The sequence below is a fragment of the Pseudomonas sp. PDM22 genome, from assembly GCF_014851965.1.
Lineage (GTDB): Bacteria > Pseudomonadota > Gammaproteobacteria > Pseudomonadales > Pseudomonadaceae > Pseudomonas.
On sequence record NZ_JACVAR010000005.1, the window covers coordinates 588833 to 609121 of the forward strand.

The window sequence follows — 20289 nt, forward strand, 5'->3', positions numbered from 1 at the left end:
TAAAGATCCGGATCAGGCGGTGGCGAGCAGTTCGCGCAGGTGGCGATTGACGGTCTGTGGCTTCTCCAGCATCAACTGATGGCCACAGTTCTCCAGCACTTCGAACTGCGAATTGGGTAGCCGCTGGTGCAAGGCCCGTGCGCGCTCGGCGGGCGTCAGGCCGTCGCTGTCGCCGGAGACGATTCGCACCGGCAGCAGCAGGCGATCCAGCTCCGGCTCCGGCAACCAGTTCGCCTGACTCACCAGCGCCTTGAACACATCGAGTCGGTTGCTGCGGGTCAACTGCTCTTCGTAATCGATCAACTCCGGATCGGCATCGGCGTGCCAGGCGCGCTCACGAAATCCCTTCGACAGGACAGGCCGGAACCACTCCAGCAGCCACGCCGGCAACGACAGCAGGCCGCCGCGCCCCAGCGGGCGGTTGAGCTGAGTGCCCAGCAGCAGCGCCGAATCGATCAGCGCGCCCTGCCCCTGCGCCTGCAATGCCAACAGGCTGCTGACGCTCAGGCCGGTGCCGAAGGAATGCGCGGCGAGGATGTTGCGCTCGCCGGCGTAGCGCCGCAGTACCGCTACCTGATCGGCCACCAGCTCATCCCAGGCATAGTCCGTCGCGCGCCGTGGCTTGTCGCTGGCGCCGTGGCCGAGCAGGTCCCAGGCCACCAGGCTGTAGCCCTCGGTCGCCAGCTCACGCCACTGTTCGCGCCATTGGTCCTTGTTGCCTCCGCCCCCGTGGGCAAAGAACACCACGGTCTGCGGGTAGCGATGCCCCTTGCTGTGGGCCAGGCTGATGTGCCGGCCGGGGCGGATTTCCACGCGCTCGCCGCGAACCAGCGGCAGTGCTTGCGTCCAGTGTTCAGGCATGTTCGGTAGTCTCCTTGCTGTGGGCCAGGCCCAGATGGTCGCGCAGGGTCCTGCCACTGTAACGCCGGCGGAACAGGCCGCGATGCTGCAGTTGAGGCACCACCTGCGCGACGAAATCGTCGAGGCCGCCGGGCAGGTACGGCGGCATGATGTTGAAACCGTCCGCTGCGCCGGACTCGAACCACTCCTGCAACTGGTCGGCGATATCCACGGCGGTGCCGACGACCACGCGATGGCCACGGGCGTCGGCCATGCGCTGGTAGAGCTGGCGGATGCTCAGTCCCTCGCGCCGTGCCAGTTCCAGCAGCAGGTGCTGGCGGCTGACGCCGGATTCGGTGGTCGGCAGTTCCGGCAGCGGGCCATCCAGCGGCAGTTGCGAGAGGTCAAAGCCACCGGCCACGTCCGACAACAGCGACAACCCCACCACCGGCTGCACCAGTTCCTGCAACTGCGCACGGCGCTCGTCGGCCTCCGCACGGCTCGCGCCGAGGATCGGCAGCACGCCGGGCATCACCTTCAGCGCCCCCGGAAAGCGGCCATGGTGCGCCATCCGCTGTCTGATATCGCGGTAGAAAGCCTGCGCACCGGTCAATTCCGGCTGCGCCGTGAAGAGCACTTCCGCATGCTGCGCCGCCAGCTCCTTGCCAGCTTCCGACGCGCCCGCCAGCACCTGTACCGGCGCCACGCCACGGGCGGTCCAGCGCTCGCGCACGCGCAGGAGGAAGTCCTCCGCCATGCGATAGCGGCAGGCGTGTTCGAAGTGCCGGTCGCGGCCGAAGTTGCCGGCTTCCTCGGCGTTGCTCGAGGTCACCAGGTTCCAGCCGCTGCGGCCGCCGCTGAGGGATTCCAGGGTGGCGAAGGTATCCGCCACGTTCGCCGCATCGTTGTACGAGGACGTGACGGTGGCCACCAGCCCGATGCGCCGGGTGCTGACAGCCAGATGCGCCAGCAGCGTCAGCGGTTCGAAATGTTCGGTGCGCGCCATGCGGCTCAGCGCATCCAGCCGGCCGGGCAACATGGCGAGGGTGTCGGAGAGGAAGATCGCATCGAAGCAGCCACGCTCGGCAGTCCGCGCCAGCGCCTGGTAGTGCGCCACATCCAGCCCGCCAGCAGCGTGCGCACGGGGATGCCGCCAACCGGCCAGGTGATGCCCGGTGGCCATGAGGAAAGCGCCCAGCGCCATCTGTCGCGGCGCCGTCATGCGGGCTCCTCCACTTCGCGCAACGGATGCGCGGCCAGCAGCCGGCGTGTGTAGTCATGTTGCGGGGCGCGCAATACCTGCTGCGCCTCACCCAGCTCGACGATGTGCCCGCCCTGCATGACCGCGATGCGATCGCACAGGCGCGCGGCCACCTGCAGGTCATGGGTGATGAAGACCAGGCTCAGGCCCAGTTCGCGCTGGAGTCTTTCCAGCAGCTCCAGCACCTGCTGCTGCACCAGTGCATCCAGCGCCGAGACGCATTCGTCGGCCACCAGCACCTTGGGCTGCAGGGCCAGCGCACGGGCGATGCCGATACGCTGCCGCTGGCCGCCAGAGAAGTCCCGCGGGTAACGCTCGAAGGCAGCTTCCGGCAGGCCGACCTGCTGCAGCAACTCCCGCGCGCGGCGCTCCGCCTCGGCGGCGGAAACACCATGGGCCAGCGGTCCGGCCATGATCTGCCGCCCGACACGCTGGCGCGGATTGAGCGAGGCGAACGGGTCCTGGAAGACCATCTGCACCTGTTGGCGCAGCGGACGCAGCCGGCGCTGGGACAATGACGCCAGGTCCTGCCCCCGCAGCAGGATCTGCCCGCCGTCCGGTCTCAGCAGGCGCACCAGCGCGCGGCCCAGGGTGGTCTTGCCCGAGCCGGACTCGCCAACGATGCCCAGGCACTCACCCGGACGCAGGCTGAACGAGGCGTCGGCCAATGCAGCAACGCGGCGCCGCCGCCAGAAACCCTGGCGGCACTCGTAGTGCTTGTGCAGGCCAGCCACCTCCAGCAACGGCGCGGCGTCCGCATCGAAGCGGCGCGGGCCGCGCGGTCCTTGATGCAGCGCCGCCAGCAGCTGGCGGGTATAGGGATGCTGCGGTGCATCCAGCACCTGGCGCAGTGCGCCCTGTTCCACCACGCGGCCCTTTTCCATCACCAGCACGCGGTCGGCAATGGCCTCCACCACGGCGAAATCGTGGGTGATCAGCAGCACCGCCATGCCCTTCTCGCGGCGGATGCGCCGCAGCAATTCGAGGACCTGCGCCTGGGTGCTGACGTCCAGTGCCGAGGTCGGTTCGTCGGCGATCAGCAGCGCCGGCTCCAGCGCCAGGGCGATGGCGATCACCACCCGCTGGCGCTGGCCGCCGGAGAGCTGGAAGGGATAGGCATGGTAGAGACTCGCCGGCTCGGGCAGGCCGACGTAGCCGAGCAGGTCAAGCACCCGCTCGCGCCGCTTCGCAGCCTGCGCAACGCCATGGGCACGCAGGCTTTCGTCGATCTGCCGGCCGATGCTCATCAACGGGTTGAGCGCGCTCATGGGCTCCTGGAAGACCATGGCGATGTCCTTGCCGCGCAGCTCGCGCATGCCCTCCTCGCTGCGCCCGGCGAGGTCCTCGCCGCGAAAGCGGATGCTGCCTTCCACCGGCCTCAGGTGCCCCGGCAGCAGGCGCAGGATGGCATTGGCGAGCATCGACTTGCCCGAGCCGGACTCACCGACCACGCAAAGCACTTCACCGGCCGCCAGGTCGACGGACAGGTCGCTGACCGCACTGGCACGGTCGCCGCCCGCCGGCAGATCGATGCGCAGGTCACGCACCTCCAGCAGTTTCTCGCTCATGGGCGTCCTCCCTGGTTTCCAGGCGCCTGCACGGCTTCGCGCAGCGCCTCGCCGACACGCTGCACGGACAGCACCGTGAGCAGGATCGCCACGCCCGGCAGCAGGCTCATCGCAGGGGCCTCGCGCAGCAGATTGCGCGAGGCATTGATCATGTAGCCCCAGCTCATCGCCTCGGGATCGCCCAGGCCGAGGAAGGCCAGCGCGGCTTCGGTGAGGATGGCGGCGGCAAGGATGAAGGTCAGGCTCACCAGCAGCGGCGACAGCGCGTTGGGCAGGATCTGCACGAAGACGATGCGCGCCGGCCGCTGGCCAAGTACCAGCGCCGCCTGGACGAATTCGCGCTGACGCAGGCTCATGAATTCGCTGCGCACCAGCCGCGCCACTGGCGGCCAGGCTACCAGTGCCAGGGCCAGTACCACCGAGCCCACCGAAGGCTCCATCAGCGTCACCAGCACCACCGCCAGAACGAGCTGCGGGATGATCTGGAAGCACTCGGCAATACGCATCAGCAGCTCGTCGATCCAGCCGCCGAAGTAGCCGGCCGTGGCGCCGACCAGCAGAGCCGGCAACAGGGTCGCCAGCGTCGCCAGCAGCCCGACGGTCAGCGAGGTGCGCGCGCCGTAGAGCAGCCCGGTGGCGATGTCACGGCCGAGCATGTCGGTGCCCAGCCAGTGGCTGGCGTCGCGCAATGGCGGGATCAGCGGCCGCGCCAGCATCTCCCAGGGCGAGGCCGAGCACAGCCAGGGCGCGAGGATGGCCGCCGCTGCCAGCAGGATCAGAAAACCGGCAGCGAGCAATGCACCGGGGCGGTAGAACGCGCGGCGCAGGCTCATCGCACCTCTCCCGCCGCGCCGATGCGCGGGTCGAGCAGGCGGCAGAGCAGATCGGTGAGGAAGTTGAACGCCACCACCAGGCAGGAGATCACCAGGAATACCCCCAGCAGCAGTGCGTAGTCGCGCTGGCTGAGCGCGTCGTAGAGCAGCCGGCCGATACCCGGCCAGGCGTAGACCACCTCGATCAGCAGCGCACCGCTGGCGAGTTGGCCGAGCTGCAGGCCAGCGAAGGTCACCACCGGCACCAGCGCATTGCGCAGCACGTGGGCGAGCAGGATGCGCCCTTCGCCCAGCCCCTTGGCGCGGGCCAGGCGCACGTGTTCCTGGGGCAGGATGTCGAGCATGGCGCTGCGGGTCAGGTGGACGTACATCGCCAGCGACAGGAAGCTCAGCGACAGGCACGGCAGCAGCAGGTGGCCGAGGCGATCCGCCCACCAGTCCCAGCCGCTCAGGTCCGCGCCAACGCTCTGCATGCCGAAGGCCGGCAGCCAGCCCAGCTGCACGGAGAACAGCAGCACCAGCAGCAGCGCCAGCCAGAACGGCGGCGTGGCGAACAGCACCCAGACGGCGCGGCCAATGAAGCGGTCGAGGCGGCCACTGCCCTGCTGGCTGCGTGCAGCCAGCACACCAAGAGCGACGCCCAAGGTCAGTGACACGGCGAAGGCCGAACCCATCAGCAGCAACGTCGCTGGCAGGCGCTCGGCGATCAGTTGCCAGACGCTTTCCTGGTTGCGGTAGGAGTAGCCCAGGTCGAGGTGGGCAATCTGTGCAAGGTAGCGCCACAGTTGCACGGGCAGCGGCAGGTCGAGGCCCATCTCGCCGCGCAGCCGGGCGATGTAGTCGGCGTCATCGCTGCCCGCCTCGCCCGCCATCAGCAGCGCAGGGTCGCCCGGCGCGAGGCGCAGCAGCAGGAAGGCACCGACCAGTACTGCGACTATCAGGGCCAGCGCACGCCCCAGGCGCGCGCCGGCGTACAGCAGCACATTCATTGCTTGGCGGGCTCCAGGTAGACCTCGGCGTAGCTGTCATTGAGGCTGGTGGCACTGCGGATCAGGTTGTGCACGCGCTGCTGGTAGAGCGTGGGGAAGCGCATCTCGAAGATCGGCGCGATCGGCAGGTCATCGTTGAGCTTGCGCTCCAGCTCGCCGTACACGGTCTGGCGTCCGGGGCCCTCGGGCGTATTGGCGACACGCTGCCAGAGCGCGTCCGCGGCGGCATCGCTGTAGCCGGTGATATTGGCGAAGGGTGAGGTCTTGAGGATGTAGTCGGTGCGGTACAGGTAGGCGGTGGTCAGGTAGGGATCGCCGATCTGGAAGATGAAGTTGTAGGTCAGGTCGAAGTCCCAGTCGCTGGCCCGCTGGTACCAGGTGGCCGCATCGGAGGTCGCCACCTGCACCTTGATGCCCAGCGGCTGCAGCGCCTGCTTGGTGTACTCGGCCAGACGCTCCCAGGCGCCGCCCTTCTCGCCGTTGAGCAGGCGCACGCGCAGCTTGCTGATCTCCACGCCGGACTCGGCGATCAGCGCCTTGGCCCTGGCCGGGTCATAGCCGTACTGCGGCAGTTTCGGGTCGTGGAAGGCGCCGAGGAAAGGCCCGGCGGCCACGCGGCCGGTGCCGAAGAAGATGTTGTCGACGATGAACTGGCGGTTCAGCGAATAGAGGATCGCCTGGCGTACCTTGGGATTGTCCAGGCCCGGCTTGCGGGTGTTGATCTGCAGGAAGGCCAGCCCTGGATACAGCTCGTATCCCTTCTCCGACGCCTCGACGCCCGGCAACTGAGAAAGGCGCTTGAGGTCGGCGTAATCGGCATCGCCGCTGCGCAGCACCTGTACCTCGCCACGTTCGAAGGCGGCCGCGCGGGCGGCTGCGTCGGGAATGACGTGATAGACGATACCGTCAAGGTACGGCAGGCCCTTGTGCCAGTAATCCGGGTTGCGCGCCAGGCGGATGTACGCGCCGCGCTTCCACTCCTGGAACACGAACGGGCCGGTTCCGACAGGCTTGAGGTTGTATGGGTTGCTACGGAAGTCGGTGCCGGCGTACAGGTGTTTGGGCACGATGGGCCGCAGGCCGCTGCCCAGCGCCGACAGCAGTGGCGAGAAGGGTTTCTTCAGCTGGAACACCACCTGATCGGCGCCTTTGGCCTGCACGCTTTGCACGTACTCGCCGAAGATGCTCGCCATGCGCTTGTCCACCTCCGGGTAGAAATCCTGGAAGCTGAACACCACGTCATCGGCGCTGAAGGGTTGGCCGTCATGCCATTTCACGCCGGGCTGCAGGTCGAAGGTGTAGGTCATGCCGTCCGGCGATACCGTCCAGCTGCGGGCCAGCACCGGCTGCGGCTTGAGGTCGGTGTCGAAGGTGATCAGCCCTTCGAGGATCTTGCCGCCGACGTACTGGGTCGCGACGTGGCTGACCACCGCGTGGGACAGCGATGGCGGCTCGGGCTGCGCCACCAGGTCGAGCTGGCCGCCGCGGGTCGGCTCCGCCACGGCGGCGCCCGCCATGGCCAGGCCGGCCGCCAGCAGGCCGGCAAGCAGCCGGGCGTGACGTGGGCGCCGTGACGCGAGGCGGAAAGTGGGACTGGGCATGGAAGCTCCTGCAGGATCAGCGCCGCAAATCGGCTTTGCCAGGGGCTTGAGCAAGCGCTGTGCCATGGCCCTGCAGGCCCGCCGCTACGGGGTTTGCGGCGCCTTGGCGCGAGGGCCGCTGGTGCAAATCACACAGTGCCGCCGGCGCATTGCCTGAAAAGCAGCAGCCGCTGCTGCGCAGCCCCACGCACGGCATGGCCTGCGCGACTGGCACAGGCTTTGCGACTAGCCTGCATCTTCTACTTGGAGCAGCAGCGCATGACCCAGGACTATCTCGGCAACCCCATCGACAGCGAGCGCGCGGAAACCCGCCAGGCCATCGATGATTTCACCGGCGGTGTACTCGCCTACCAGACCCGCGCGGAAAACATCCTCGCCGGTGCCGACGCAGACCCGGCCTCGGTGCTGGCCAACGCCTTCGCCGGCCTGCTGATGATGTTCGCCGAATCGCCACAGGCGCCCAGCCTCGCCGCACGCTACCTGCAACGGGCCTGGGCCGCCGGCCCCGGCATTCCCCGCGCCGAACGCTACACCGCGCTGCTCGCCGCCTGGAGCGCTGACGACCTGCCCGAGGCGCTGCGTCTGAGCGAGCTGCTGCTCGACGAGCAACCGCGCGACCTGCTGGCCGCCAAGCTCAACCAGTACTTCGAGTTCAACCGCGGCAACTCGCCGGCCATGCTGCGCATCGCCCTGAAAGCCGTGAAAGGCGCCGAGGATGTACCCCAGGCCTACGGCATGCTGGCCTTCGCCTACGAGCAGTGTCACCTGCTGGAGGAAGCCGAAGCGGCGGCGCGCTATGCCCTGCAGTTGCTGCCCGGCGAGCCCTGGGCGCAACACGCCCTCGCCCACGTGCTGCTGACCCGTGGCCACATCGAGGAAGGCACGCAGTTTCTCGAGGAAGCCAGCGCCGGCTGGCAGGGCCTCAACTCCTTCATGTACACCCACAACTGGTGGCACCTGGCGCTGTTTCACCTGGCGCGCGGCAACCAGCAGCGCGTGCTGGAAATCTACGACCGGCACGTCTGGGGCATCTTCCCCGAGTACTCCCAGGACCAGATCGGCGCGGTCTCGCTGCTGGCCCGCCTGGAGTTTGCCGGCATCGATGTCGGCCCGCGCTGGGAAGCACTGGCGCCCTACCTGCGCGAACGCCGGGCGGATGTCGTACAGCCCTTCCTCAGCCTGCAATACCTCTATGGCCTGGCCCGCGCCGGGCAGGACGAAGCCGCCGAATTGCTCGAGGCACTGCGGCAGCAGGCACGCCAGTCACCGGAGTTCAGCCGCGCGGCGTGGGCCGACGTGACACTGCCCGCCGCGGAAGGCCTGTACGCCCATGCCCGTGGCGAGTACGCACTGGCGGCGCGACGACTGGGCCAGGCTTTGCCGCGCCTGGGCGAGATCGGCGGCAGCCACGCCCAGCGAGACCTGTTCGCACTGATCGAACTGGATGCGCAACTGCGCGCCGGGGAATGGCTGGCGGCGCAACAGGCACTGGAACTGCGGCGCCGCTACGACGCCCAGGATGTGCCCGGCAACCGCCATCTCGAGCGGGTCTATGGCGCCCTCGGCCTCCCCCAGGAAGCCGCACGCGCGGCCCGCCGGGTGGCGCGAGCACTGGGCGATAATCCGCACTTGCCCAGCCACTGAGCGCCCGTGGGCGCGATCGCGGGCATTGCCCGTTCCTACAGGGAACGGGCCAGGTACACGCCACGGGCAATGGCCCGCGCCACGCAGTCGGCAGCCGCCGAGGCGATACGCGACAGCTCCACCTGACGGCGCTGGCCATCCACCAGCTCGACATCGCCGGACGCCATGGCGAACAGGCTGTCGCCGTCGAACGGCAGGTGCGCCGGGCGCACCGCGCGGGCGATGCCATCCTGGGCCATGATCGCCAGGCGCTTGCACTCGGCGGTGGTCAACCGCGCATTGCACGCCACCACCGCCAGCGTGGTGTTGGCGCCGGCCTGCAAGCGGCCCATGGAATCGAGCCGTGAGAGCTCCGGCATCGGCTCGCTGCAGTCCATCCGCTCTGCCGGTACGCGCCCACCGAATTCGCCGCCCTGCTCCCAGGGCCAGGCCCAGAAGGTCTTGCCGTCGGGCATGTAGACACTGCCGATGGGATTGGCCACCACCAGCGCCCCCACCACCAGGCCATCGCCCAGGTCCAGCGAAGCCGAACCCAGCCCGCCGGGCAGCACACCGGCCATGGCACCGCGCCCGGCACCTACCGCGCCCAGGGCGAACTCCACATCCAGGTTGGCCAGCGCCTCGCGGCCCAGCTCGCGGTATGGCGGATCGATACCCCAGCCCTTGTCGCCGCCATTGGCGAGGTCATGCAGCACGGCCGCCGGCACGATGGGAATGGCCGGCGCGCCGGCCTTCAGGTGCAGGCCGATATCCCGCGCGGAGAGCTCCGCACTCACGCCATCCGCCGCACCCAGACCGAACACCGAGCCGCCGGAAAACACCAGCGCATGCAGCTGTCCCACCATGTTCTCCGGCTCCAGCGCAGCGGACTCGCGCCCGCCGGGGCCGCCGCCGCGAATATCGACGCTGGCCGTCCACACGCCATTCGGGCGCAGCACGGTGACGCCGGTGCGCACACGTTCATCGGTGGCATGGCCGACCAGCAGGCCGGGGATATCGGTGATCAGGTTGCGCGGGCCGGGTCTGGGCATGCGTCTCTCCAGGCAGATAAGTGAAAGCAGCGCCGGAGCAAGGCCTGTGCCAGCACCACGGTGAAGGCTCGAACCTGCCTGCGTGGCCCTTGCTGCAAATGCAGCATCGCGCCGCCCGGGACCTGCGCCTCACCAGCGGCTGGATGAAAAGCAACAGCCTGGGTCGGCGCTGCTGCAAACCCAGCAGGGAATTACCAGCGCTACCGGCAAACCACTGAAAGACAAGGCCTTTCCAGACTGGCACAGCGCTTGCCTAGTCACCGCCATGAGCTTGAGCCTGCCTTCCGACTGAACGCGACCAGTCCCTCCCAGCAACAAGCCGTTCGCCAACGCGGCCCCGATGCCGTCGACACGATAACCCGCAGCGGCCACCCAGACGGGCGCCAGCCGGGAGCAAACCTTGGAGCGTAACCATGACCGCAGTCACCCGTGCCCGGAGCGCATCGACCGCCCGCACGCTGTTCACCCATAGCCTTCTGTTCCTCGCCGTTACCCAGGCGTTGCCGGCGCGCGCCGCCGATGCCGATGCCAGCGCCAACGGCAGCACCACCGACAACCGCCTGAGCACCGTGGTGGTGGTCGGCAACCGTGGCCAGGCGCGCACCCTGGCCGACAGCCCGGCACCGGTGGACGTCATCTCCAGCAAGCAGCTGGAAGCCACCGGCCAGGGCGACCTGACCCGCGCCCTGAGCCGCGCTCTGCCCTCGTTGAACCTGCCCGCCTCGTCCGGCTTCGGCTCTACCTCCGTGGTCCGCCCGATCAGCCTGCGCGGCCTCAACGGCGACCAGGTGCTGGTGCTGGTCAACGGCAAGCGCCGGCACAACAGCGCCCTGCTCAACAACGGCACCTACCTGAACTCCGGCTCGCAGCCGGTGGACCTGGACATGATCCCCACCGCCCTGGTGGACCACGTCGAAGTCCTGCGTGACGGCGCCTCCGCGCAGTACGGCTCCGATGCCATCGGCGGGGTGATCAACGTGGTGCTCAAGCAGACCGACCACGGCGGCCGCCTGGCCAGCACCTACGGCCAGAACTACGAGAACGGCGACGGCGAGACCGCCCGGCAGAGCGGCAACATCGGCTTCGAACTGGGCAACGAGGGCTTCGTCAACTTCGCCCTGGACTACAAGCACCAGAACGTCTCCGACCGCTCCGACAACGCGCCCTATACCGACTCCGCCGGCAACACCAGCCTGCAGCACACCTACTACGGCACCGGCCTGCCGAAGGTGGAGAACTTCAGCCTGGGCTACAACGCCGAGCTGCCGGTGAACGACGCGCTGACCCTGTATTCCTTCTCCACCTACACCAACCGCGAGTCGTCCAAGCCGCTGGCGTTCCACCAGCCGGCGAGCTTCAACGGCATCCCGACGCCCTACCCCGAGGGCATCGAGGACAACCTGCGGTTCATCGAGAACGACTTCCAGTTCGCCTTTGGCGGCAAGGGCGAAGCGGCCGGCTGGGACTACGACCTGTCCACCACTTACGGCCAGGACCACGCCCGCGCCACGCTGACCGATACCTACAACCTCAGCTACGGCGCGGACTCGCCGACCAACGTCGACACCGGCGTGAAGACCTTCAGCCAGTGGACCAGCAACCTCGACCTGACCCGCGCCTTCGACCTCGGCCTGGCCAAGCCCACGCAGATTTCCTGGGGCCTGGAGCACCGCTACGAGAACTACAAGATCGGCAAGGGCGAGTACGCCTCCTACGGCTATGGCGACTACCAGTACGGCGCCAACGGCGCGCTGATCGCCCCCGGCACCATCTCCGGCGCCGGCACCACCCCGGCTGACGCCGCCTCCAAGGGCCGCACCAGCTACGCCGGCTACGGCGAGATCGGCCAGGACTTCACCGACAAGTGGCACGTCGACCTCGCCGGGCGCTACGAGCACTACAACGACGGCTCGGGCGTGACCACCAACGGCAAGCTCTCCACCCGCTACCAGCTGACCCCGATCCTGGCCCTGCGCGGTACCGCCAGCACCGGCTTCCGCGCGCCCTCGCTGGCCCAGCAGATCTACAGCTCCACCTCGCAGAGCAGCGTCAACGGCAACCTGATCGACTACCGCAACGTCGCGGTGAGTTCGGACGTGGCCCAGGCTCTGGGCGCATCTACCCTGAGCCCGGAGAAGTCCACCAACTACAGCGTCGGCCTGACCCTGCAGCCGACCCCGGCCAGCAGCCTGACCATCGACGCGTACCAGATCAAGATCCGCGACCGCATCGCCCAGACCGGCTACCTGGGCGGCACCCAGGCGATCCAGGACATCCTCGCCGGCGCCGGCCTCAACCCCAACCAGTACGTCACCTATTTCACCAACGCGCTGGACACCACCACCCGCGGCGTCGACATCGTCGGCGACTACCGCCAGGAGCTGGGCGCCTACGGCAGCATCCGCTACAACGCCGGCTTCAACTGGAACACCACCGAGATCGACAAGATCCACGCCTCCTCCGTGGCCCAGTCCGCCCTCGGCCCGGACGGCGGCTACGACCGCCAGCGCCAGGGCAACCTCAAGCACGGCCAGCCCGAATCGCGCCTGCTGCTGGGCGCCGACTGGAGCATCGGCCAGTTCGACGTGAGCCTGAACCTGACCCGCTACGGCGAGTACACCCAGTACGGCACCGCCGAGGTCTACGACCGTACCTTCGACCCGCAGTGGATCACCGACCTCAACGTCGACTACCACCTGACCCGCAACCTGACCCTCACCGCCGGGGCGAACAACCTGTTCAACGTCTACCCCGACCGCACCAACCTGCCCAGCACCTCCGGCGCCTTCCCGTACGGCAACTTCTCGCCCTACGGCACCACCGGCGGCTACTGGTACACGGGCCTGGCCTACAACTTCTGACCTGGCACAAGCCGGCGGGCGCCCAGGTGGTGCCCGCCCGAACGGGAGACAAGACATGACCCGCCGCACCGACCAGCTCAAGCTCGGCGCCTTCCTCGCCAACAGCGGCCACCACGTCGCCGCCTGGCGCCACCCCAAGGCACAGGCCGACGCCAGCCTGGATTTCGACTACTTCAAGCAGGTTGCGCAGACCGCCGAGCGCGGCCGTTTCGACGCGCTGTTCGTCGCCGACGTGGTCGCCCTCTGGGGCCACCACCTCGACGCCCTGAGCCGCACCGCGCGCGGCGAGCACTTCGAGCCGCTGACCCTAATGGCCGCGCTGGCCGCCGTCACCAGCCGCATCGGCCTGATCGCCACCGCCACCACCAGCTACAACGAGCCGTACCACATCGCCCGCAAGTTCGCCTCGCTCGACTACCTGTCCAAGGGCCGCGCCGCCTGGAACCTGGTGACCTCGGTGGTCTCCGACGAGGCCTGGAACTTCGGCCGCGAAGCCCACATCGACCACGCCGAGCGCTACCGTCGCGCCGAAGAGTTCCACGACGTGGTCAAGGGCCTGTGGGACAGCTGGGAGGACGACGCCTTCCTGCGCGACAAGGCCAGTGGACAGTACTTCGACCCGGCCAAGCTGCACGTGCTCGACCACAAGGGCGAGTACTTCTCGGTGCGTGGGCCGCTCAACGTGGCGCGCCCGCCGCAGGGCCACCCGGTGCTGGTGCAGGCCGGCGCCTCGGATGCCGGCAAGGCGCTGGCCGCGCGCGTGGCGGAAGTCATCTTCGCCATGGCCGAGACCATTCCCGCCGCCCAGGCCTTCTACAGCGACGTGAAGCAACGCGCCGCCGCGCTGGGCCGCGACCCGGACGGCATCAAGATCCTCCCCGGCGTCACCCCCTTCATCGGCCGCACCCGCGAAGAGGCCCGCGAGCTGTTCGAGGAATTCCAGAGCCTGGTGGACCCGGTGCTCGGCTTGCGCCTGCTGGCCGACACCCTCGGCGAGGACATCGACCTCTCCGCCCATGACCTCGACGGCCCGCTGCCGGAAACCCCGGTCGGCCAGCGCGGCAGCCGCCGCGACAAGGTGCTGGAACTGGCGCGCAACGAAGGCCTGACGATCCGTCAGCTGTACCTGCGCCTGGCCGGCGGCAACCCGGTGATCGGCACCGCCGAAGACATCGCCGATACCTTCGATGCCTGGTTCCAGGCCCGCGCCTGCGATGGCTTCAACGTGTTCTTCCCGTACCTGCCGGGCGGCATCGAGGTGTTCGTCGACGAGGTGGTGCCGCTGCTGCAGGAGCGCGGCCTGCTGCGCCGCGAATACGAAGGCGCAACCCTGCGCGAGAACCTCGGCCTGGTGCGTCCGGCCAACCGTTTCGCCGGGAGCGCGGCATGAGGCTGGCGCCCCTGCTGCTAGCTGCCGGCTGCGCTCTTGCGCAGCCGGCGTTCGCGCTGAACATCCTGCTCAGCAACGATGACGGCTACCGCCACCCGAACATCCGCGCGCTGTACACCTCGCTGAAGGCCGACGGGCACACGGTGCGCATAGCCGCGCCCTACAGCGACCAGAGCGCGCGTGGCGGTGCCTTCTTCTTCGGGCGCGAGACACAGGTCGGCCGTGATGACGATCCGGCCTATCCCGACAGCTACTACCTCACCACCACCGAGAAGGGCCTCTGCGAAAGCGCCCGCTGCGCCGGCCAGCAGGTGGATATCCGCATCAGCGGCACGCCGGTCATGGCCGTGCTGCTGGGGCTGGAGAAGGTCTTGCCGCACCCGGACCTGGTCATAGTCGGGCCCAACCCCGGCAACAACCTCGGCGCCCTCAACAGCGCCTCGGGCACCTTCAACGCCGCCAGCGTCGCGGTGCTCTCCGGCGTGCCCGCCCTGGCCGTCAGCGCCGACCTGAAGGAGCAGGACAGCCCGCGCATCGCCGCCATCGTCACCCGCCTGGTGGACGCGCTGGACAAGCACCGACAAGCCAATGGCGCGCTGCTGCCCAGGGGCGTAGGCCTGAACCTCAACCTGCCGCCGCTGGAAAAACTCCAGGGCGCGCGACTGACCCGCATCGGCAGCTACGTGCCCTTCCACGCCCTCTACACCGAGGACCTCGGCAAGCTCGACGCGAAGCTGGCGGGCAAGCCGGGCATCGGCTTCGCCTGGTCGCCGCCGCCGGACGCCAGCAACGCCGAGGACGAAGCGGTGTGGGTCGCCAGGGGCTACCTCACCCTCAGCCCATTCAGCGCCCTGCCCGGTGCACCGGCCGACAGCGGGCGCCTCGACGCCGCGCTGAAGCCGTTGCTGGGCCAGGCCGACCTCACGGAGCAAGAACCATGACCCGCCGTACTCCCCACCGCAGCTTCCGCCTGGGCTTCCTCAACCGCGTATACGCCCCGCAGTTCGAGCCGCGCCTGTACCAGCAGACCCTGGAACTGTTCGAGGCCGCCGAGGAGCTGGGCTTCGACAGCGGCTGGCTGGCCCAGCACCACTTCGCCAGCGAGAACGGCCGCCTGCCCTCGCCGCTGGTGCTGCTCGGCGCGGCAGCCGAGCGCACCCGGAACATCCAGCTGGGCACCGGCATCGTGGTGCTCAACCAGGAAAATGCCCTGCGCCTGGCCGAGGACGCCTCGGTGCTCGACCTGATCAGCCAGGGCCGTCTGCAACTGGGCCTGGGCGCCGGCTTCGACCCCGACAGCTTCGCCGCCTTCGGCCAGAGCCTGGAAGGCCGCCACGCGCAGTACGACCAGCGCCTGGAGCGTCTACGCCAGGCCCTGGCCGGCGAGCCGCTGAATGCCGAAGGGCGCGTGCTGCGCCCCGCCGCCAATGGCCTTGAACAACGCTTGTGGGAGGCGACGTCCCGCGTCGAACAGGTCGCCACGCGCGGCAACGGGCTGATCCTCGCGCCCAACCCCAACGCCGGTGCCGAGCCGCGCTCGCTGGTGATCGAACGCTACCGCCAGGCGTGGAATCCCACCCACGCCGGAACGCCCCGCGTTGCCCTGGTTCGCGCAGTCTTCCCCGGTGCCGACGCTGCCGCAGCCGGCTCGACCCTGCGCCAGGACATCCTCACCTACGTCGAACGCCAGCGCCGCATCGGCATTGGCCACGCGGACCCGGCACAGGGCTTCGAAGCGGTGCTCGACGCCCTCGGCGTGCTGCACGGCGACCCGGCGAAGATCGCCGAGCAACTGCGTGCGGATGCACCGCTGGGCGCCGATGACCAATTGATCGTCCAGGTGCAGACCACCTCGACCGGCTTCGCCGAAGCCCTGCGCCACCTGGAAACCGTCGCCCGCGACATCGCCCCCGCGCTGGGCTGGCAACCGCGCCAGCAGCGCGCACCCGCACAGGAGATACCGGCATGAGCGCACTGCAAACCCGGAAGCCGTTCAAGCTCGGCTTCCTCACCCATGCCTTCGGCAGCGACCCGCGCCAGGTCTACCGCGACCTGCAGGAGCAGTTCGAGTTCGCCGAGGCGCTGGGCTTCGACGGCGGCTGGATCGCCCAGCACCATCTGAGCGGCGGCTTCGGCCAGCTGCCTTCACCGCTGCTGCTGTTCGCCAATATTGCCGCACGCACCCGGCGCATCGAGCTGGGCACGGCGGTCGTCACCCTGCCGCTGGAAGACGCCCTGCGCCTGGCCGAAGATGCCGCCGTGCTCGACGCACTGTCCGCCGGCCGCCTGCAACTGGGCCTGGGCAGCGGCGGCGCCAACCTGGACATGTTCAATGCCTTCGGCCGAGACGCCCAGCGCCGCCAGGAGGATTTCCAGCAAGCCCAGCGAGCACTGCAGGCCGCCCTGCTAGGCGCGCCGCTGCCCGGTGAAGCGCAGTTGCGCCTGCATCCGCCGGCGGCCGGTCTGCGGGAGCGGCTCTGGCATTCCCACGGCAGCGAAGCCGGCGCGGTGTATGCCGCCGAGCAAGGCAACGGCCTGTTGCTGGGCACCGCCACCCACGATCCGCTGACGGTGCAGAAGCCGCTGGCCGACGCCTACCTTGGCGCCTGGCGGGACGAAACCCGGCGGCCACGCATCGGTGTAGTCCGCGCGGTGTTTCCCGCTGAAGACAAGACCCAGTCCCGCGCGGAGCTCGCGCCGGACATCGAGCTGCACGTACCGAGGCTGATCCGCGAGGGCCTGATCGACGAAGCCGCCGACCTGGAAAGCCACCTGCGCCTGCTCAACGTCCACCACGGTCATCCCGAGGAGGTGATTGCCAGCGTGCGCAACGACCCATCGCTGCTGCCCTACGCGGACTACTTCATCGCCGTGGTGCAATCGGAAAGTTCCACCCAGGCCCAGGCATTGCGGCGCCTGGAGCAACTGGCGCGTGACATCGCCCCGGCGCTGGGCTGGACGAGCGCCGGCGAGCGTCTGGCGGTCGCCGGATGAGCCTGCGCTTCGCCTGGAAGCTCTGCGCCAGCGGCACCCGGCGCGGACTGGACTGGCAGGCGCAGCCATCGGAATGGGTGCAGCTGGCCCAGGCCGCGGAATACGCAGGCTTCGACGACCTCTACCTGCCCGGCGGCCCCAGCCAGCCGGACAGCCTGATGGTCGCCGCTGCCTTGTGCGCGCATACCCGGCAGCTCGGGCTGACCCTGAGCCTGCCGGCGGAAGCCATGCTCCCGGCCGCGCTGGCGGCCACCCTGCAAAGCCTGCAATCGCTGTCCGCCGGACGGGTCCGCCTGCACCTGCCCGACAGCGACCGCGGCAGCCTGCGCCGGGCCTTCGGCGAGGTGCTCAACCGCGACCAGCGCCACGAACGCATCGACGAGTTCCTCGACATCCTGCAACGCCTGCTGCACGCCCCCGCCACCCCACTGGACCACAACGGCCGCTACTTCCAGCTGGAGAACGCCGGCCTCGGCCTGCGCGACCTGCCACCCACGCCGCTGCTGCTGGACGAAACCCTGGGCGCCGAACGCATCGCCAGCCGCGCGGACCTCTGTTTCGTCCAGGGCAACGGCGTCGCGCAGCTGGGCGAAACCATCGAGCGCCTCAACCGGGCCGCGCTGGCTGCCGGCCGCTCCCTGGGCCATGTCGCCAGCTTCGGGATCATCGCCCGCGACAGCGAGGAGCAGGCCTGGGACGAGGCCGCTCGCCAGGCCCAGGCGTTAGCCGCGCCGCCCCAGGGCAACCGCCGCGCCGATGCCACGGTGGTCGAATTGCTTGCCGAGCGCGCCGAGCACCCCGCCCGGCGCAGCGAGATCCACCCGAACCTGTGGTTGCCCGCACCCGGCGAATCGCCCGTGCTGGTGGGCAGCTACAAGCAGATCGTCAGCCGCCTGCATGAGCTGCGCGGCGCCGGCCTCGAGCAGATCATCCTGCATGCCCCCAACGCGGTGCGCGAGGTCCTGCGCTTCGGCGAACGGGTCCTGCCACTGCTGCGCAACGAAGCGGAAAAGGACACCCGGATTGGTCGCTGAACCCAAACGCCAACGCATCGAGATCGACTGGTTCCTGCCCACCAACGGCGACGGCCACCACCTCACCAGCAGCGGCCTGCCCAAGGTCGGCCTGTTCCAGCAGGGTGAGCGCGCGCCGACCCTCGACTACCTACGCCAGGTGGTGCGCGCCACCGAGCAGGCGGCCTTCGACGGCATCATGGTGCCCACCGCCAGCGGCTTCGAAGACCCCTGGCTGATCGTCGCGCTGATGGTCCAGGAAGTACGCCGGCTGAAGTTCCTGCTGACCCTGCGTCCTGGCGTCGAACTGCCCGCGCACACCGCGCACAAGGCCGCCACTATCCAGCAACTCAGCGACAACCGCCTGCTGCTGCACCTGGTCAGCGGCTCCAGCCGCTTCGAGCAGCGCGCCCTGGGCGACTTTCTCGAACACGACGAGCGCTATGCCCGCAGCGCCGAATTCCTCGATGTGTTCCGCGCCACCTGGGCCGGACGCGAGCACCACGGCCGGCACTACCGCACCGGCAGCCCGGTGCCGATCGCCCGCGAAGCCGCGCTGCCGCCCATCTGTTTCGGCGGTGCTTCGGAGGTGGCCGAGCGTATCGCCGCCAGCCATGCGCAGAGCTACCTGATGTGGGGCGAGCCGCCAGCGATGATCCGCGAGCGCATCCTGCGCATGCGCGAGCTGGCCTCTGGACACGGCCGCGAGCTGCGCTTCGGCCTGCGTCTGCACGTGTTCGCCGCCGCGGACTCGCGCCAGGCCTGGGCCCACGTCGGACGCCTGCTGGAAGAGATTCCCCGCGATGCCATCGAACGAGCCCAGCAACAGCTGGCGGCCTATGAGTCGGTAGGGCAATCGCGGCAGATCAGCCTGACCCAGGGCCGCGCGCGCAGCGTGCGCGACCTGGAGGTCTCACCGAATCTCTGGGCGGGTGTCGGCCTGGTGCGCGGTGGCGCTGGCACGGCGCTGGTGGGCAGTTACGCGGAAGTGGCCGAGCGCATCGAGGAGTACCATCAGTTGGGCGTGGACACCTTCATCCTCTCCGGCTATCCGCACCTGGAAGAAGCGATCCACCTCGGCGAGGAGCTGCTGCCCCTGCTGCGCCGTGACGCCGCCGTGGCCAGCAGCAGCCAGCGCCGCCGCGACTGATCAGGCCTTGGCGCGGCCCTTGAGCAGGCCGTGGTTGACCAGCAGCGTGCGCATGGCATTGCGGCTGATGCCCAGCAGCGCGGCGGTACGCAGCTGGTTGAAGCCGCAGTGGGCGAAGGACTCGCGGACGATCAGGTCCTCCAGATCATGCAGCAGGGTTTCCCCCGGCACTTCGAAGAGGCGCTGCAACTGGTCGCGGATAATCTCCTGCGGCAGTCCGGTCGGCGCTCCCGCGCCCATGCGCTGACCGGACAGCGCAGCGGAGAACTTCAGGTGCTCGGGTCGCACCACCTTCTCCCCCGCCACCAGCAGGGCCAGGTGCACGACGTTCTCCAGCTCGCGGATGTTGCCCGGCCAGGCGTAGTCCAGCAGTGCGCTGACGGCGGCCTCGGAGAACATCGGCTCGGCAATCTTCAGGCGCTGGGCGTAGAGCCGGCGGAAGTGCTCCACCAGCGGCATGATGTCCAGCGGACGCTCGCGCAGCGGCAACACGCGGGCCTGGGCGACATTGATCCGATAGAACAGGTCGAGACGGAAATTGCCGGCATCCACCGCCTGCTCGAGGTCGACGTTGGTGGCGGTGACCAGGCGGATGTCCACCTTGATCGGCTTGCGCGAGCCGACGCGGACGATCTCCTGCTCCTGCAAGGCGCGTAGCAGCTTCACCTGCAGCGGCATCGGCAGGTCGCCGATCTCGTCGAGGAACAGGGTGCCCCCGTCGGCCTCCTCGAACCAGCCGGCACGGCGCCCGGTGGCGCCGGAGAAGGCCCCGGCCTCGTGGCCGAACAGCTCGCTCTCGGCGAGGTTCTCGTTGATCGCGCCGCAGTTCACCGCGACAAAGGCGCCCTTGCGCCCGCTGGCACTGTGGATGTAGCGCGCAACCAGTTCCTTGCCGGTACCGGTCTCGCCGTTGATCAGCACCGGTACCTCGCTGGGGCCGACGCGGTCGAGGAATTCCAGCAACTGGCGCGAGCGCGGATCGGCGAACACCAGCGCCTTGGCGCGAATGGACAGCGGCTGCTTCTCGCCCTGCGGCAAGGTCAGCACGGGCGTCGCGCCCCAGGGTGATTGGCTCATGGGTCCTGCTTGCAGCCTGCCTTAGATGAAGCCGTTA

16 protein-coding genes are annotated in these 20289 nt (G+C 69.0%); 8 read left to right on the forward strand and 8 right to left on the reverse strand.

Features of this window, described 5'->3' with window-relative positions:
• Positions 1 to 12: 12 nt before the first annotated feature.
• From IB255_RS20420 to IB255_RS20445, 6 genes are read right to left on the reverse strand one after another with little or no spacing between them, the layout of a single operon-like run.
• Positions 13 to 861 (reverse strand): alpha/beta fold hydrolase, encoded by an 849-nt coding sequence (locus IB255_RS20420; protein ID WP_081518340.1) that lies wholly within the window; start codon positions 859 to 861, stop codon positions 13 to 15.
• Positions 854 to 2062, reverse strand: coding sequence for an LLM class flavin-dependent oxidoreductase (locus IB255_RS20425; protein ID WP_218189945.1), 1209 nt, complete (start codon positions 2060 to 2062; stop codon positions 854 to 856). Before IB255_RS20425 ends, IB255_RS20420 begins: the two co-directional genes overlap by 8 nt.
• A complete protein-coding gene (locus tag IB255_RS20430; RefSeq protein WP_081518341.1) occupies positions 2059 to 3669 on the reverse strand; it encodes an ABC transporter ATP-binding protein in 1611 nt (536 codons plus the stop codon). Before IB255_RS20430 ends, IB255_RS20425 begins: the two co-directional genes overlap by 4 nt.
• The gene (locus IB255_RS20435; RefSeq protein ID WP_081518342.1) at positions 3666 to 4502 is read right to left on the reverse strand and encodes an ABC transporter permease; all 837 of its coding nucleotides are present in this window, start codon (positions 4500 to 4502) and stop codon (positions 3666 to 3668) included. The genes IB255_RS20430 and IB255_RS20435 overlap by 4 nt, the downstream gene beginning before the upstream one ends.
• Positions 4499 to 5491, reverse strand: a complete 993-nt coding sequence (locus IB255_RS20440) for an ABC transporter permease (RefSeq protein WP_045214324.1) — start codon at positions 5489 to 5491, stop codon at positions 4499 to 4501. The genes IB255_RS20435 and IB255_RS20440 overlap by 4 nt, the downstream gene beginning before the upstream one ends.
• Positions 5488 to 7008, reverse strand: a complete 1521-nt coding sequence (locus tag IB255_RS20445) for an ABC transporter substrate-binding protein (RefSeq protein ID WP_318652767.1) — start codon at positions 7006 to 7008, stop codon at positions 5488 to 5490. Before IB255_RS20445 ends, IB255_RS20440 begins: the two co-directional genes overlap by 4 nt.
• A 342-nt stretch (positions 7009 to 7350) precedes the next feature.
• Between IB255_RS20445 and IB255_RS20450 the strand changes: the two genes are divergently transcribed.
• Positions 7351 to 8736 (forward strand): tetratricopeptide repeat protein, encoded by a 1386-nt coding sequence (locus tag IB255_RS20450; protein ID WP_192210784.1) that lies wholly within the window; start codon positions 7351 to 7353, stop codon positions 8734 to 8736.
• Positions 8737 to 8771: 35 nt separating this feature from the next.
• On the opposite strand, the gene IB255_RS20455 is transcribed toward IB255_RS20450, so the two are convergent.
• Positions 8772 to 9767 (reverse strand): P1 family peptidase, encoded by a 996-nt coding sequence (locus IB255_RS20455; protein ID WP_192210785.1) that lies wholly within the window; start codon positions 9765 to 9767, stop codon positions 8772 to 8774.
• A 413-nt stretch (positions 9768 to 10180) separates the two neighbouring features.
• On the opposite strand from IB255_RS20455, the gene IB255_RS20460 reads away from it, so the two are divergent.
• From IB255_RS20460 to IB255_RS20490, 7 genes are read left to right on the forward strand one after another with little or no spacing between them, the layout of a single operon-like run.
• The gene (locus tag IB255_RS20460) at positions 10181 to 12628 is read left to right on the forward strand and encodes a TonB-dependent receptor plug domain-containing protein (protein WP_192210786.1); all 2448 of its coding nucleotides are present in this window, start codon (positions 10181 to 10183) and stop codon (positions 12626 to 12628) included.
• 55 nt (positions 12629 to 12683) lie between these two features.
• On the forward strand, positions 12684 to 14018 hold the full coding sequence (locus tag IB255_RS20465) for an LLM class flavin-dependent oxidoreductase (protein ID WP_192210787.1): 1335 nt from the start codon (positions 12684 to 12686) through the stop codon (positions 14016 to 14018).
• Positions 14015 to 14959 (forward strand): 5'/3'-nucleotidase SurE, encoded by a 945-nt coding sequence (locus IB255_RS20470; RefSeq protein ID WP_192210788.1) that lies wholly within the window; start codon positions 14015 to 14017, stop codon positions 14957 to 14959. Before IB255_RS20465 ends, IB255_RS20470 begins: the two co-directional genes overlap by 4 nt.
• Positions 14956 to 15987, forward strand: coding sequence for an LLM class flavin-dependent oxidoreductase (locus IB255_RS20475; RefSeq protein WP_192210789.1), 1032 nt, complete (start codon positions 14956 to 14958; stop codon positions 15985 to 15987). Before IB255_RS20470 ends, IB255_RS20475 begins: the two co-directional genes overlap by 4 nt.
• Positions 15984 to 17012, forward strand: a complete 1029-nt coding sequence (locus tag IB255_RS20480; protein ID WP_192210790.1) for an LLM class flavin-dependent oxidoreductase — start codon at positions 15984 to 15986, stop codon at positions 17010 to 17012. Before IB255_RS20475 ends, IB255_RS20480 begins: the two co-directional genes overlap by 4 nt.
• Entirely contained in the window at positions 17009 to 18046 is a 1038-nt protein-coding gene (locus IB255_RS20485; protein WP_192210791.1) for an LLM class flavin-dependent oxidoreductase, read from the forward strand. Before IB255_RS20480 ends, IB255_RS20485 begins: the two co-directional genes overlap by 4 nt.
• The gene (locus tag IB255_RS20490; protein ID WP_225594934.1) at positions 18036 to 19175 is read left to right on the forward strand and encodes an LLM class flavin-dependent oxidoreductase; all 1140 of its coding nucleotides are present in this window, start codon (positions 18036 to 18038) and stop codon (positions 19173 to 19175) included. The genes IB255_RS20485 and IB255_RS20490 overlap by 11 nt, the downstream gene beginning before the upstream one ends.
• Here IB255_RS20490 and IB255_RS20495 read toward each other — a convergent pair whose 3' ends face one another.
• Complete coding sequence (locus tag IB255_RS20495; protein ID WP_192210793.1) at positions 19176 to 20252, reverse strand: sigma-54 interaction domain-containing protein; 1077 nt, start codon at positions 20250 to 20252, stop codon at positions 19176 to 19178.
• Positions 20253 to 20289: the final 37 nt, after the last annotated feature.